This is a genomic window from Streptomyces sp. NPDC021622, from assembly GCF_040640795.1.
Taxonomy (GTDB): Bacteria; Actinomycetota; Actinomycetes; order Streptomycetales; family Streptomycetaceae; genus Streptomyces.
This window is the reverse complement of record NZ_JBFACK010000002.1, coordinates 1-14065: the sequence shown is the minus strand read 5'-3', so window position 1 is coordinate 14065 and position 14065 is coordinate 1. Positions and strand designations below refer to the sequence as shown.

Sequence of the window (14065 nt, the reverse complement as noted above, 5' to 3'; positions counted from 1 at the left end):
GAGGTCACGAAGTACGGGGGAAGACCTGATGCGCAGAACAGTCGCGCGGCTCGGGGCGGTGACCGCCGCCCTGGTCGTACTCGCCGCCTGCGGCGGACCGCAGGGATCGCAGGGATCGCAGGGATCACAACACGGCGGCGCGCCCGCCGGCCGTCTCGAAAGGCTCACCGCCGCCCAGGAGGCCAACCTCGACCGGGCCGAGGAACTGCTCATCCAGCGCTGCATGAAGCGCCAGAACCTGACGTACTGGCCTGGCCGTCTGCGCACGCCGGACGAGCGGAAGAACGTCCGCCTCGTCCTCGACGACACCCGCTGGGCGCGCAAGTACGGCTACGGCGGCGCGCTCCACCGGCGGACACAGGAGGAACGGAAGAAGGATCCCAACTCCGCCTACCAGCAGGGACTTTCCGAGCGAGAACAGCAGCGATGGGACCGGGCCTTCTTCGGCGACGAGGACAGCCGCAGCGTCAGCGCGCCGGTGCCGACCGGAGGTCGCGTCAGCACCTCGCTCGATGGGTGCCTCGCGCAGGGGCAGGACATCCTGTACGGCGGTCTGCCGCGGTGGTTCCGCGTCAGCAAGGTCGCCGAGAACCTCACCGGCCTCTACGCCGATGACCTCAAACGGGACCGACGGTTCAGGGACGCGGCGCACAAGTGGTCGCGCTGCATGCGCGGCGCGGGGCACGAATACGCCACCCCCGAAAAGATCCGTGACCGGCTTCCGGAGCTCAACGAACGACTGTCTCCGGATCGCGCACACGCCGCGGAGGTACGGCTCGCCGTGGCCGAGGCGCAGTGCGCACGCTCCAGCAAACTCGGGCGCACCGCCCGCGAGTTGGAGCGGAAATATCGCGACAGGGCCATCGGTACGCGGTACCGGGCCGACGTCGACACCTATCTGCGACTCCAGCACCGGGCGCTGACCACGGCCGACACGGTGCTCGCAGACCGCGGCTGACCCAGCCGTATCCGGCAATTCAACAAGGAGAGGTACAACCATGCGCAAGTCCATCGCGGCCGTCGTCACGGCCGGATTCCTGAGCCTCGGGGCCTTCGCGCCCTCGGCGCTCGCCAAGACCGCCGCCCCCTCGGGCGACGTGGAGACCAAGGTGACGCACTGCAACAAGGTCTGGCCGCAGGCCAACAGGGGGTACGTCTACGCGTACGACCGCACCGACTGCAAGGGCTACGTCGGCAAGTCCAAGAGCGACGACGCCAAGTACTCCAGGACGAGCAACAACAAGGCGTCGTCGGTGCTCAACAAGGGCACCGGGAGGTACGACACGGTCGTCTTCTACGACGGCGCGAACTACTCGGGCGGCGAGGCCTGCCTGAAGCGGGGCGAGAAGTTCGCCGACGACCTCCGCGACGACAAGCTGTCCAACGGGCAGAAGGCCAACAACCAGTTCAGCTCCCACCGGTGGGTCCACGACACCGTGGAGTGCAACGAACTGACCTGATGGGCTCAGCTCACTGGGGCCGGGCGACCCGCAGCAGCAGCGCGTGCAGGGTCGCCCGCTCCTCCCGTGACAGCGGCGCGGTGAGCTCGTCGGTCACCCGGCTTGTCGCGTCGCTGTCGCGCAGGTAGGTGCGGCCCTTGTCGGTGAGCACGACGATGCGGCTGCGGCGGTCGCCGGGGGCCGGGCGGCGTTCGACGAGGCTGAGCCCCTGGAGGTCGTCGACCAGGCCGACGATGGCGCTCGGGTCATAGCCGAGCGCCGTGCTCAACTCCCGCTGCAGGGCGCCCTCGACGGTGGCCAGGTAGCGCAGGAGCGCGTAGTGGCGCAGCCGGAGGCCCGACTCCTGGAGTGCGGAGTTGAACATCTGTCCCGAGCGCAGACCGAGCCGGTAGAGGAGGTAGCCGGTGTCGGCGTGCAGCTCGCGCATCCATGGCTCGTCCGCGTCGACGGGCCGGGCGGACGTGGTGGCGTCGAGACGGGCGGACGTGGTGGCGTCGGGGGTCCTGGGGGCGGTCATGGGTCCAGCATGCCGCATCCTTGATTGCGACCGCAATCATTGACGACAACAATGATTTGTCTTAGCTTCCTTTCTCAGATCGCCCCGGCCGTCGTGTCGCCGGGGGCGTGCCTGCCGGTGAACTCGCCGTTCACCGATGCCTGTTGAAGGGAACCTCTTCGTGCTGGACTCATCCGCTCCCGATGCCATCGATCTCACCGACCAGGTCGCCGTCGTCACCGGCTCCGGTCAAGGCCTCGGACTCGCGTACGCCCATGCCCTCGCCGGGGCCGGCGCCGCCGTCGTCGTCAACGACATCGATCCCGAAGCCGCCGAGCGGGCCGCCAAGTCCCTGCGGGATGCGGGTGCCCGCGCCGTCGCCGAACCCGTCGCCGTCGGCACATCCGAGGCCGCGGACCGCCTGGTGGCCCGCGCCGTCGACGAGTTCGGCCGGCTCGACGTGCTCGTCACCAACGCGGGCATCCTGCGCGACCGCGTGCTGTGGAAGATGACCGACGAGGATTTCGATGCCGTCGTCAGCACCCATCTCCGGGGTACGTTCACCTGCGCTCGCGCCGCGGCCGTCCGTATGCGGGAGCAGGGCGAGGGCGGCAGCCTGATCCTGGTGGGCTCGCCCGCCGGCCAGCGCGGCAACTTCGGGCAGACCAACTACGCCGCCGCCAAGGCGGGCATCGCCGCGATGGCCCGTACCTGGTCGATGGAGCTGGCCAAGGCCCGCATCACCGTCAACGCGATCGTGCCGGTCGCCGCCACCGCCATGACCGAGACCATCCCCGCCTTCGCGCCCTACATCGAGGCGCTGCGGGAGCGCGGCGAGCCGCTGCCCGGCTTCCTGCGCAAGGGCGAGGGCTTCGGCACCCCCGAGGACTGCGCCGCCCTCGTCCCCTTCCTCGCGTCGGACGCGGCCCGCGACGTCACGGGGCAGTGCGTCGGCATCGGCGGCGACCGACTCACCCTGTGGTCACACCCGCAGGAGGTCAACGCGGCGTACGCGGAAGGAGGTTGGAGCCCGGAGGCGATCGCCGCCGCCTGGCACACCTCCGTGGGCAGCGCCCCGCAGTCCGTCGGCATCCCCGCGCCGAAGGCGCAGAAGGCGCCGGCCGCGTGACGGCCGCCCGCATGGACATCAGTGACCTCGTCGCCATCGACGTCCACACCCACGCCGAGGTCTCCGCCAAGGGCGCGGCATCCCTCTCCGCCGAACTCGACACCGCGTCCGCCTCGTACTTCAAGGTCGAGGGCAACCGGAAGCCGACCCTGCCCGAGATCGCCGCGTACTACCGCGAACGGCGGATGGCCGCCGTCGTCTTCACGGTCGACGCCGAGTCCGCCACCGGCACGGCACCCGTTCCCAACGAGGAGATCGCCGAGGCCGCCGCCGAACACCCCGACGTCCTCATCCCGTTCGCCTCCATCGACCCGTTCCGCGGCCGGGCAGGCGTGCGCCGGGCGCGGCGGCTCGTCGAGGAGTACGGCGTGCGGGGCTTCAAGTTCCACCCGAGCATCCAGGGGTTCTTCCCCAACGACCGTGCTCTCGCCTATGAGTTGTACGAGGTGATCGAGGAGACCGGCGCCATCGCCCTCTTCCACACCGGCCAGACCGGCATCGGCGCGGGTCTCCCCGGGGGCGGCGGCATCCGCCTGAAGTACTCGAACCCGATGTGCGTGGACGACGTCGCCGCCGACTTCCCCCAGCTGAAGATCATCCTCGCCCATCCGTCCTTTCCCTGGCAGGACGAGGCCCTGGCCGTGGCCACGCACAAGCCGGGCGTGCACATCGACCTCTCGGGCTGGTCCCCGAAGTACTTCCCGCCGCAGCTCGTCCAGTACGCCAACACGCTGCTCAAGGACAAGGTCCTCTTCGGCTCCGACTACCCGGTCCTCACGCCCGACCGCTGGCTGGCCGACTTCGAGAAGCTGCAGATCAAGGACGAGGTCCGCCCCAAGATCCTCAAGGAGAACGCGGCCCGCCTCCTCGGCCTCGGCTGACCACACCACCGGAAGAACCGAAAGGGGTCACCACCCATGCGCAACGAGGGAATCGGCTCCTGGCCCGCCCGCAGGGCCCGCAAGACCCCGCACCGCACCGCCTTCCGGTACGAGGACGCCACGACCTCGTACGCCGAGCTCCACACCCGCACCACTCAACTCGCCCGCGCCCTGCGGGAGTCCGGGGTGCGGCGCGGCGACCGGATCGCCTACCTCGGCGCCAACCACCCCGCCTTCCTGGAGACGTTCTTCGCGGCGGGCGTGCTCGGCGCGGTCTTCGTACCGCTCAACACCCGCCTGGCGGTCCCCGAACTCGCCCACCAGGTCGACGACTCGGGTGCGGCCACCCTGATCCACGCCTCCGCGCACACCGCGGCCGCCGAACGCCTCACCGAGCTCGCGCCCGCCCTGCGCACACGTGTCGAAGTGGGGCCGCACTACGAGGAGTTGCTGTCCGGGGCGAACGCCGCACCGCTCGACGAGCCCGTCACCGGCGACGACGTCAGCATCATCATGTACACCTCGGGGACGACCGGCCGCCCCAAGGGCGCCATGCTCACCCACGCCAACCTCACCTGGAACGCCGTCAACGTCCTCGTCGACGCCGATCTCACCTCCGACACCACCGCCCTCGTCACCGCCCCGCTGTTCCACACGGCAGGACTCAACATGCTGACCCTGCCGGTCCTCCTCAAGGGCGGCACCTGCCTCCTCGTCGAGTCCTTCGACGCAGACGCGACACTCGGCCTCGTCGAACGGCACGGCGTCACCGCGATGTTCGGCGTACCGGCGATGTACGAGCAGATGGCGCGCCGCCCGCGCTGGCACACCGCCGATCTCGCCTCGCTGCGCGTTCTGATGTGCGGCGGCGCCCCCGTGCCCGCCCCGCTCATCGCCGCGTACGCCGAGCGCGGACTCGCCTTCCAGCAGGGCTACGGCATGACCGAGGCCTCACCCGGAGTGCTCTACCTGGACGCCGAGCACGCCGTCAGCAAGGCGGGTTCGGCCGGCGTACCGCACTTCTTCACCGACGTACGCGTGGTCCGCCCCGACCTCACGGAGGCCGACGCCGGTGAGGCGGGCGAGGTCCTGGTGCGCGGACCCCATGTCATGCCCGGCTACTGGGGACTGCCGCAGGAGAGCGCGGCAGCCTTCGCCGACGGCTGGCTGCGCACCGGCGACGCCGCGCGCCGCGACCCCGACGGCTACGTGACCATCGCCGACCGCCTCAAGGACATGATCATCTCCGGCGGCGAGAACATCTACCCGGCCGAGGTCGAGAGCGCCCTGCTCGCCCACCCCGATGTCGTGGAGTGCGCCGTCATCGGCGTGCCCGACCCGAAGTGGGGCGAGGTCCCGCGCGCCGTGGTGGTCGCCCGTGAGGGCGCCGCACCCGATCCGGACGCGCTGCTCGCCTCGCTCTCCGGTCAGCTCGCCAAGTACAAGATCCCGAAATCCCTGGTCGTCGCCGCCGAACTGCCGCGCACCGCCTCCGGAAAGCTCCTCAAGCCCGAGCTGCGCCGCCGTTACGGCACTACTCCCATCAACTCGCCACAGGAGAAGGCCATATGAGCAGCACCACAAGCACCACCACGACCACCGTCAACGGCATCGACGAGCTCAAGAAGCTCGCCGGAAGCGACCTCGGTGCCAGCTCCTGGATCGAGATCACCCAGGAGCGGATCAACACCTTCGCCGACGCGACCGGCGACCACCAGTGGATCCACACCGACCCCGAGCGGGCGGCGCAGGGGCCCTTCGGCGCCCCGATCGCCCACGGCCATCTCACGCTCTCCCTCTTCATCCCCCTCTTCACCGAGCTCCTCGACGTCCAGGGCGTCACCACGAAGGTCAACTACGGCCTGGACAAGGTGCGTTTCCCCGCTCCCGTGCCCGCCGGATCGCGCATCCGCCTGGTCGCCCGGCTCGCCTCTGTCGACGAGGTGAGCGGCGGCGTGCAGATCGCCGTGGACGGCACCGTCGAGATCGAGGGCGCGGCAAAGCCCGCCTGCGTCCTGCGCAGCCTGTCCCGCTTCTACGTCTGACCGCGAGGGGCCCACCATGCCTGACGCCCAACCAGCCCACGGCACACGCCAGTTGCGCAGAGTCGCACTCTCCGGCCTGCTCGGCACGGCGGTGGAGTTCTACGACTTCCTGGTGTACGGAACCGTCGCCGCCCTCGTCTTCGGCGACCTGTTCTTCCCCGAGGCCGACTCGTCCGTCGGCACCATCGCGGCGTTCGGCACCTTCGCCGCCGGATACGTCGCACGGCCGCTCGGCGGCATCGTCTTCGGCCACTTCGGCGACCGGCTCGGTCGCAAGTCGATGATGCTCCTGACCATGGTCCTGATGGGCGCGGGCAGCTTCCTCATCGGCTGTCTGCCGACGTACGACACCATCGGCGTGTGGGCGCCCGTCCTTCTCGTCCTGCTGCGCGTCGTGCAGGGCATCGCGATCGGCGGCGAATGGGGCGGCGCCACGCTGATGGTCGCCGAACACGCGGGGGAGCGGCCGCGCGGCCTGTGGACCAGCTTCACGCAGCTGGGCGCGCCGCTCGGCACCGTCCTGTCGACGGCCGTCGTCACCCTGGTCGGCACGCTGCCCGACGACCAGTTCCGGGCGTGGGGCTGGCGCGTGCCGTTCCTGCTCAGCCTGGTGCTCCTGGGCGCCGGGCTCTACATCCGCCTGAAGGTGGAGGAGAGCCCGCTGTTCACCGCCGCCCGGCGCGAGAAGACGACGGCGCGGATGCCGCTGCTCGACGTGCTGCGCAGGCCGCGCTCCGTGCTGCTCGCGGCGTGCGTCGGCATCGGCCCGTTCACCGCCCAGTCGCTGATGACCAGCTTCATGATCTCGTACGCCGTTGACTCCGGATACTCGCGCTCGCAGGTCCTCACCGGAGTCACCGTCGCCTCCTGTACGGCCCTGGTCGTGATGCCGCTGGCCAGCATCCTCTCCGACCGCGTCGGCCGCCGCCCCGTGGTGCTCACCGGCGCGCTCCTCTCGGCGGCCACGGCCTTCCCCGTCTTCGCCCTCGCCGACTCCGGCAGGCCGGGACTGCTGATCCTGGCGTGCGTCATCGGCCACGGCATCGCCCAGTCCACGATGTACGGCCCGCTCGGCGCGCTGCTCACCGAGATGTTCGGCACCCGCGTGCGCTACACCGGCGCGTCCATCGGCTACCAGACCGCGACGCTCCTCGGCGCCGGCTTCTCCCCGCTCATCGCGAGCAGCCTGCTCGCCTCGTACGACACAAGCGCCCCCGTCGCCCTCCTGATCACCGCCGGTGCCGCCGTCACGGCGCTCACCGTCTGGCGGATCCGGGAGACGAGCGGCACCACGCTCGCAGCGGAACCCGCCCCGGTCCGCGCCACGGAAGGAGTCCCCTCCTGATGCCCGTACTCCCGCTGACGAGGACCGCCACGGGCCTCGCCGCCCTCGTCCTCGTCGCCGCCGCGTCGCCGTCAACTGCTGTGGCAAGCAGTCCGGTTGGCCACATCGAAGGCACCCTGCCCTCCGGTGCCGCGTACGTCATCGACACCCCCGATCAGTGGAACGGCACCGTCCTCCTGTTCAGCCACGGCTACCGGCCCGCAGGATCCCCGAACCCGGCAACGAACGCCCCGGACGACCAGGTCAAGAAGGAACTCCTCGGCGAGGGTTACGCGCTCGTCGGCTCCTCCTACGCCACCACCGGCTGGGCCGTCGAACAAGCCGTGCCCGACCAGCTCGCCGCCCTGGACGCCTTCACCGCCAAGGTCGGCACGGCCCGCCGCACCCTCGCCTGGGGCGAGTCGTACGGCGGCCTCGTCACCACCACGATCGCCGAACGGCACGCGGACCGCATCGACGGCTCCCTCTCGATGTGCGGCCTCGTGCAGGGCGGCGTCGCCAACTGGAACTCCACCCTCGACCCCGTCTTCGCCCTGCGCACCCTGCTCGCCCCGGACTCCGGCATCCAACTGACCGGATTCACCGGCCAGTTGGAGGCGAAGGAGGCGGCTGACCGCCTCGGCGGGGTCCTCACCCGGGCCCAGTCCACCCCTTCGGGCCGCGCCCGCATAGCCCTCGCCGCGGCCCTGCACGCCGTGCCCGGCTGGAACGACCCCAAGCAGCCGCGCCCGGCCCCAGGCGACCACGCCGCCCAACAGGTCAACCAATACGCGGCGTTGACCGGCCTCGTCCAGGCGCCCGCCTTCTCCTGGCGCCAAGAAGCCGAACGGCGCGCGGGCGGCAGCATGTCCTGGAACACGGGCGTCGACTACACGGCGATACTCGCGCGCTCCTCCCAGTACAAGGAGGTCAAGGCCCTCTACAAGTCCGCGGGCCGCTCCCTGCGCGCCGACCTGAACGCGCTGGCCGCCGCGCCCCGCATCAAGGCCGACCCGTCCGCCGTCCGCTATATGCAGCGCAACGTCGCCTTCACCGGCCGCCTCACCAAGCCCCAGCTGAACATCCACACCACGGGCGACGCCCTCATCCCGGTCCGGGCCGAGAGCGCCTACCGCGACACGGTCACCGCGGCGGGCCGCGCGCCGCTCCTGCGTCAGGCGTACGTCGACAACGCGGGCCACTGCACCTTCAGCCCCGCCGAGCAGCTCGCCGCCGTCCACACGACGGAGCGCCGCGTCACGACCGGCCGCTGGGGCGACACCTCGGCGGCCGCGCTCAACGCGGAGGCGCGGCACTCCGATCCGACGACGGCCGCGCGCTACGAGCACTTCAGGCCGGGTCCCTACCCGCGCCCGTCCGATCGTCGAGACCCGCCCCGTCCACGGTGAGGGCGCGGGTGAGCCGGTCCAGGTGCGCGCGGTACAGCTCCACGAACTCGACGCGGCCTTCGGCGATCGCCCACTGCACCTGGAGCCCGTCCGACACGGCGAGAATCTCGCGGGCGACGCCATCGGGGTCGATGCCGGTCTTCAACTGCCCCTTGTCCACGGCACGTTGGAGTACGGAAGCGAGCGACCCGACGACGCGTTCGTACCGCTCCCGGAAGTACGCGTGCGCCGGGTGCGCGGGATCGCCGGCCTCCGCGGAGAGCCGGGTGCAGAGCTGGATGAGGCCCGGCTGGGTGAGGTTGTACTCCGCGAGGGCGAGCACCTCACGGAAGAGCGCCCGGACGTCGTGGCCGCCGGAGTCCGGGTGCAGCCGCCCGAAGGTCCGCACGGTGCGCTCCTCGCGGGCTTCGAGGACCGCCATCAGAAGGCGCCGCTTCGAGCCGAAGTGATGGGCGATGACGGTGGCGGACGTATCGGCCTCGGCGGCGATCTTCGCCAGGGAGGAGTTCAGATAGCCGGACTCCGCGAAGAGAACGAGGGCGGCGTCGATGATGCCCGCCCGGCGTGCGTCCGCGGCGGCGTACTGCCCGGTGGGGCGGTGACGGGGGCTGTGCTCCATCGGGAGAGATTAGCCGCCACGAGGCCTACCCCTTGAGCCCCCTGTACAGCGCCCCCACTAGATGCACGCTCCTCAAGTCGTCCCCGGACGTCCCCGACCCCATCCGGTTCATCACGTACGCGTACGCCACCCGGTTCTCCGGATCGGCGAACGCGTAGGAGCCGCCCATGCCCCCGTGGCCGAAGGCCCGCGGGTTGGGCCCCGACTGGCCGTACAGGTTCAGCATGTAGCCGAGCCCCCACTCCCACCTCTCGCCCCAGGCCGTGCCCGCCGCAAGCACCAGATCCGGTTCGTCGGGCTCCCCTTGGCGGGTGCGCAGCTGCTCCAGCGTCGCCGCGCCGACGAGGTCGCCGGCGCCCAGTGCCGCGTACACCGTCGCGAGACCCCGCGCGGAGGCGTGACCGTTGGCCGCGGGGATCTCCGCGCTGCGATAGGCCGCGCCGTTCACGTCGGCGACCGGCAGATACTGCAGGGACAAGGTGACCGCGGCCAGCGGATGGTCGTCGAGCGAGCGCACCGGCGGCTCGGGCGGGGTCTTGAAACCGCTCTGGGTGCCGGACGCGGCGACCGGCCTCGCCATGTCCGCGCACCGGCCGTGCTCGCTCACCGGGGTGCCGACGAAGACATCCGCGCCGAGCCGCTCCGTCACCTCACCGCGCAGGAACGTGCCGAGCGAGACCCCGGTGATCCGGCGCACCACCTCGCCCACCAGATAGCCGAAGCTCACGGCGTGGTACCCCTGCGCCGTGCCGGGCTTCCACCAAGGAGGCGTCGCGGCAAGGGCAGCGCACACCTTCTCCCAGTCGTAGAGGTCGTCCGGCGCCATCGGCTCGCGCGGCGCGACCACCCCCGAGCGGTGGCTGAGCAGCCAGCGCACCGGGATGTCCGCCTTGCCCTCCTGTGCGAACTCCGGCCAGTAGCGGGCGACCGGCGCGTCCAGGTCGAGCTCGCCCCGGTCGACCAGGAGATGCGCGCACAGCGCGGTCATCCCCTTGGTCGTGGAGTACACGTTCACCAGCGAATCGCGCTGCCACGCGCGCGTGCCCGTGTTGTCTGGTTTCTTCGCGTCGCCGCCCCACAGGTCGACGACGAACTCCCCGTCGACCGTCGCGGCGACGGCCGCCCCCAGCTCGCCGCGCTCGGCGAAATTGCGCTCGAACTCCTCACGTACGCCCTCGAATCCGGGGGCGCAGATGCCATGGACGCGCACGGTCATGACTCTCCTCGGTCGCTGTGTCCCGCCGACCCGCGACATCCTCGCGCATGGTTGCCCCTGGCACCTAGTGCTGTGACAGGGGCGGTGCGATCACCGGCCACGGGACGGCATGTGTGTCCCGCGCACCAGAGGTTGGATTTCTCTTCACATACAGGTCACAGGCCCTTCCCCCGCACTTGCTCCCCTTGACACACTTCACCCGCCCGCGTCCCCCACACCACACGAGGTCGAACACACCCATGCCTGAAATGAATCGGCGCCGCTTCATGCAATTCGCCGGCGGCACAGCGGCCTTCGCGACTCTCTCGCAGAGCATCGCCCGCGCCGCCGCGCTGCCCGCCCAGCGCCGCTCCGGCTCCATCGAGGACGTCGAGCACATCGTCGTGCTGATGCAGGAGAACCGATCCTTCGACCACTACTTCGGCACGATGAAGGGCGTACGCGGCTTCGGCGACCCGCGCCCGGTGACGCTGCCCAGCGGCAAACCGGTGTGGAACCAGTCCGGTGGCGGCAAGGAGACACTGCCCTTCCACCCGGACGCCGAGGACCTCGGCATGCAGTTCATCGCCGGACTCGACCACGACTGGGCCGGCGGCCACAGCGCCTTCAACAACGGCAAGTACGACAACTGGATCGCCGCCAAGTCCGAGCGCTCGATGGCGTATCTGACCCGAAACGACATCCCGTTCCACTACGCGCTCGCCGACGCCTTCACCGTCTGCGACGACTACCACTGCTCGTTCATCGGGGCCACCGACCCCAACCGCTACTACATGCTCTCCGGCCACGTCGGCAACGACGGCAAGGGCGGCGGCCCGGTCCTGGGCAACCAGGAACTGGGCTACGACTGGACGACGTACGCCGAGCGCCTCGAGCAGGCCGGGGTCTCCTGGAAGGTCTATCAGGACATCGGCGACGGCCTGGACGCGGCAGGCAAGTGGGGCTGGATCGACGACGCCTACCGCGGCAACTACGGCGACAACTCGCTCCTCTACTTCAACAAGTACCGCAACGCCAAGCCCGGCGACCCGCTCTACGACAAGGCCCGCACCGGCACGAACGTCAAGGCGGGCGACGGCTACTTCGACGTGCTCACGGCCGACGTGAAGGCCGACAGGCTCCCGAAGATCTCGTGGATCGCGGCGCCCGAGGCCTTCACCGAGCACCCCAACTTCCCCACGAACTACGGTGCCTGGTACATCGCGCAGGTCCTGGACGCGCTCACCTCCAACCCCGAGGTGTGGGCCAAGACGGCGCTGTTCATCACGTACGACGAGAACGACGGCTACTTCGACCACATAGTCCCGCCGTACGTCCCGTCGTCCGCCGACCAGGGCCTGTCCACCGTGGACACGACGCTCGACTACTTCCCGGGCAACGCGCAGTACGCCGCCGGACACTACGGCCTTGGCCAGCGCGTGCCGATGATCGTCGCCTCTCCGTGGAGCACCGGCGGCTTCGTGAACTCCGAGGTGTTCGACCACACCTCGATCCTCCAGTTCATGGAGAAGCGGTTCGGCGTTCAGGAGCCCAACATCTCGCCGTGGCGGCGCGCGATCTGCGGCGACCTCACCTCCGCCTTCGACTTCGCCGTCAAGGACACCGACCCGGCGAAGCTGCCCGACACCGGCGCCTACGAGCCGCCGGACCACGAGCGCCACCCCGACTACGTGCCCAAGGCGCCCGCGAAGGGTGAGCTGCCCAAGCAGGAGTCCGGCTCCCGGCCCGCACGCCCGCTGCCGTACGCCCCGCTGGTGGACGGCGCGGGCGCGCCCGCGGACGGCAAGTTCACGCTGACCTTCAGCGGCGGCGACGCGGCGGGCGCGTGCTTCCACGTCCGGTCGCAGAACCGCACGGACGGCCCCTGGACGTACACGACGGAGGCCGGCAAGAAGATCTCCGACACCTGGAACACCGCGTACTCGAAGGGCGCGTACGACCTGTCGGTGTTCGGCCCGAACGGTTTCCTGCGGGTCTTCAAGGGCCCCGGCAAGACGGCGGGCCCGGAGGTGACCGCCCGTCACGACAAGGCGAGCGGCAACCTCAAGGTGACCCTGAAGAACGCGGGCGGCACCGATGTGAACCTGACGCTCACCAACGCCTACGGAGGAGCGGCCGAGACGTTCAAGGTGAAGGCGGGCGGCACCGTCGAGCACACCGTCGACCTGCGGGCGAGCAAGCGCTGGTACGACGTCACGGTGAAGTCCGACGCGGACGGCACGTTCCTGCGGCGCCTCGCGGGACATGTCGAGAACGGTGAGGCGGGCGTCAGCGACCCCGCGATCGTCTCGGCCTGACGTCACCTGGTCCCCGTGCGGCGGGGCGGTGAGTCCGACGTCACAGCCCCTGCGAAGGGCTGGCGGACCGCCCCGCCCATCGGGGTACTGTGCCCGGGTGACAACGCATTCGAACACTCCTGCAGGCTGGTATCCGGACCCCCAGGGCGCGCTCCAGCTGCTGCGCTGGTGGGACGGTTCCCAGTGGACCCAGCACACCAGCCCGGACCAGCAGGCGGCGGGCCAGCAGGCGCAGGGCCAGCAGGCCCAGCAGGTCCCGCAGCAGGCACAGCCCGTGCAGCCGCAGCCGGCCCAGCAGCAGGCGCAGTACAGCCAGGCGCAAGGGCAGTTCGGCCAGCAGCAGGCCCCTCAGCAGGGCCAGTACGGCCACCCCCAGCAGGCGGCCCCGCAGGCCGACCCGGCCAAGGTGCAGCGCCAGGTCCAGCAGCAGGCGGGCGTAGCGCCCAGCGCGCAGGGCGGCGGCACGCTCTTCACCGAGCCGGTCCTCGTGGTGAACCAGAAGGCCAAGCTCATCGAGCTGACGAACGAGTACAGCGTGATGGACCAGTCGGGCAACGCGCTCGGCTCGGTCGTCCAGGTCGGGCAGAGCACGCTGAAGAAGGTCGCGCGCTTCGTCTCCAGCATCGACCAGTTCATGACGCACAAGCTGGAGATCCGCGACGCCTATGGCCAGCCGGTGCTCCAGCTGACCCGCCCCCGCAAGTTCATGAAGTCGCGCGTCATCGTCGAGCGCCCCGACGGCCAGCCGATCGGCGAGATCGTCCAGCAGAACATGATCGGGAAGATCAACTTCGCGATCATGGTCAACGGCCAGCAGGCCGGCGCGATCAAGGCCGAGAACTGGCGGGCCTGGAACTTCTCGATCGTCGACCACGCCGACAACGAGGTCGCCCGGATCACCAAGACCTGGGAAGGCCTCGCCAAGACGATGTTCACGACCGCGGACAACTACGTCCTGCAGATCCACTACCAGCTGCCCGAGCCGCTGCTCAGTCTCGTCGTGGCGACGGCCCTCACTGTTGACACTGCCCTGAAGCAGGACTCGCGCGGCTTCGGGTGAGGCTGTTCCTCTCGGGAACGGAAACGGCGTCGGTGCCCTGGATCCAGGGGTTCGCGTACGGCGTCACCCATCAAGATGAACGCCAGCACCGTGATACTCAGCATTCCTGCCGGGAAGAACAGCGTGTGC

13 protein-coding genes are annotated in these 14065 nt (G+C 70.2%); 10 read left to right on the top strand and 3 right to left on the bottom strand.

What is annotated here, in order from left to right; all coding sequences use genetic code 11:
* The first annotated feature begins 28 nt into the window (after window positions 1-28).
* Window positions 29-958 (top strand): hypothetical protein, encoded by a 930-nt coding sequence (locus AB0G47_RS04505; RefSeq protein ID WP_360764001.1) that lies wholly within the window; start codon window positions 29-31, stop codon window positions 956-958.
* A gap of 40 nt (window positions 959-998) precedes the next feature.
* The gene (locus AB0G47_RS04500; RefSeq protein ID WP_360763999.1) at window positions 999-1460 is read left to right on the top strand and encodes a peptidase inhibitor family I36 protein; all 462 of its coding nucleotides are present in this window, start codon (window positions 999-1001) and stop codon (window positions 1458-1460) included.
* Window positions 1461-1470: 10 nt separating this feature from the next.
* Here the strand turns inward: AB0G47_RS04500 and AB0G47_RS04495 are convergent, their stop codons facing one another.
* Window positions 1471-1887: a MarR family winged helix-turn-helix transcriptional regulator gene (locus tag AB0G47_RS04495; RefSeq protein ID WP_360765080.1), complete on the bottom strand. Its 417-nt coding sequence runs from the start codon at window positions 1885-1887 to the stop codon at window positions 1471-1473.
* 253 nt (window positions 1888-2140) lie between these two features.
* Here AB0G47_RS04495 and AB0G47_RS04490 point away from each other — a divergent pair, with 253 nt between their 5' ends.
* Genes AB0G47_RS04490 through AB0G47_RS04465 form a run of 6 tightly spaced genes read left to right on the top strand, consistent with a single transcriptional unit; the run spans window position 2141 to window position 8744 of the window.
* Complete coding sequence (locus tag AB0G47_RS04490; RefSeq protein WP_360765077.1) at window positions 2141-3085, top strand: SDR family NAD(P)-dependent oxidoreductase; 945 nt, start codon at window positions 2141-2143, stop codon at window positions 3083-3085.
* Window positions 3086-3096: 11 nt separating this feature from the next.
* Window positions 3097-3966, top strand: a complete 870-nt coding sequence (locus AB0G47_RS04485) for an amidohydrolase family protein (RefSeq protein WP_360765074.1) — start codon at window positions 3097-3099, stop codon at window positions 3964-3966.
* Between the two features lie 36 nt (window positions 3967-4002).
* A complete protein-coding gene (locus AB0G47_RS04480; protein WP_360763997.1) occupies window positions 4003-5538 on the top strand; it encodes a long-chain fatty acid--CoA ligase in 1536 nt (511 codons plus the stop codon).
* Window positions 5535-6011, top strand: a complete 477-nt coding sequence (locus tag AB0G47_RS04475) for a MaoC family dehydratase (RefSeq protein ID WP_360763996.1) — start codon at window positions 5535-5537, stop codon at window positions 6009-6011. The genes AB0G47_RS04480 and AB0G47_RS04475 overlap by 4 nt, the downstream gene beginning before the upstream one ends.
* Window positions 6012-6027: 16 nt before the next feature.
* Complete coding sequence (locus tag AB0G47_RS04470) at window positions 6028-7356, top strand: MFS transporter (RefSeq protein WP_360763994.1); 1329 nt, start codon at window positions 6028-6030, stop codon at window positions 7354-7356.
* The gene (locus AB0G47_RS04465; protein WP_360763992.1) at window positions 7356-8744 is read left to right on the top strand and encodes a hypothetical protein; all 1389 of its coding nucleotides are present in this window, start codon (window positions 7356-7358) and stop codon (window positions 8742-8744) included. The genes AB0G47_RS04470 and AB0G47_RS04465 overlap by 1 nt, the downstream gene beginning before the upstream one ends.
* Here the strand turns inward: AB0G47_RS04465 and AB0G47_RS04460 are convergent.
* Both AB0G47_RS04460 and AB0G47_RS04455 read right to left on the bottom strand, forming a co-directional pair.
* Entirely contained in the window at window positions 8686-9363 is a 678-nt protein-coding gene (locus AB0G47_RS04460; RefSeq protein ID WP_360763990.1) for a TetR/AcrR family transcriptional regulator, read from the bottom strand. The genes AB0G47_RS04465 and AB0G47_RS04460 overlap by 59 nt on opposite strands.
* Window positions 9364-9388: 25 nt before the next feature.
* Window positions 9389-10579, bottom strand: coding sequence for a serine hydrolase domain-containing protein (locus tag AB0G47_RS04455; RefSeq protein ID WP_360763988.1), 1191 nt, complete (start codon window positions 10577-10579; stop codon window positions 9389-9391).
* Between the two features lie 239 nt (window positions 10580-10818).
* On the opposite strand from AB0G47_RS04455, the gene AB0G47_RS04450 reads away from it, so the two are divergent.
* Entirely contained in the window at window positions 10819-12876 is a 2058-nt protein-coding gene (locus tag AB0G47_RS04450) for a phosphocholine-specific phospholipase C (protein ID WP_360763986.1), read from the top strand.
* Between the two features lie 97 nt (window positions 12877-12973).
* Window positions 12974-13936: a phospholipid scramblase-related protein gene (locus AB0G47_RS04445; protein WP_360763984.1), complete on the top strand. Its 963-nt coding sequence runs from the start codon at window positions 12974-12976 to the stop codon at window positions 13934-13936.
* The last annotated feature ends 129 nt before the right edge of the window (window positions 13937-14065 follow it).

Coding starts and splice junctions, on each gene's coding strand:
- AB0G47_RS04485 (WP_360765074.1), top strand. CDS start 3,097: ATGGACATCAGTGACCTCGTCGCCATCGACGTCCACACCCACGCCGAG.
- AB0G47_RS04495 (WP_360765080.1), bottom strand. CDS start 1,887: ATGCGCGAGCTGCACGCCGACACCGGCTACCTCCTCTACCGGCTCGGT.
- AB0G47_RS04450 (WP_360763986.1), top strand. CDS start 10,819: ATGCCTGAAATGAATCGGCGCCGCTTCATGCAATTCGCCGGCGGCACA.
- AB0G47_RS04475 (WP_360763996.1), top strand. CDS start 5,535: ATGAGCAGCACCACAAGCACCACCACGACCACCGTCAACGGCATCGAC.
- AB0G47_RS04480 (WP_360763997.1), top strand. CDS start 4,003: ATGCGCAACGAGGGAATCGGCTCCTGGCCCGCCCGCAGGGCCCGCAAG.
- AB0G47_RS04470 (WP_360763994.1), top strand. CDS start 6,028: ATGCCTGACGCCCAACCAGCCCACGGCACACGCCAGTTGCGCAGAGTC.
- AB0G47_RS04460 (WP_360763990.1), bottom strand. CDS start 9,363: ATGGAGCACAGCCCCCGTCACCGCCCCACCGGGCAGTACGCCGCCGCG.
- AB0G47_RS04500 (WP_360763999.1), top strand. CDS start 999: ATGCGCAAGTCCATCGCGGCCGTCGTCACGGCCGGATTCCTGAGCCTC.
- AB0G47_RS04455 (WP_360763988.1), bottom strand. CDS start 10,579: ATGACCGTGCGCGTCCATGGCATCTGCGCCCCCGGATTCGAGGGCGTA.
- AB0G47_RS04465 (WP_360763992.1), top strand. CDS start 7,356: ATGCCCGTACTCCCGCTGACGAGGACCGCCACGGGCCTCGCCGCCCTC.
- AB0G47_RS04505 (WP_360764001.1), top strand. CDS start 29: ATGCGCAGAACAGTCGCGCGGCTCGGGGCGGTGACCGCCGCCCTGGTC.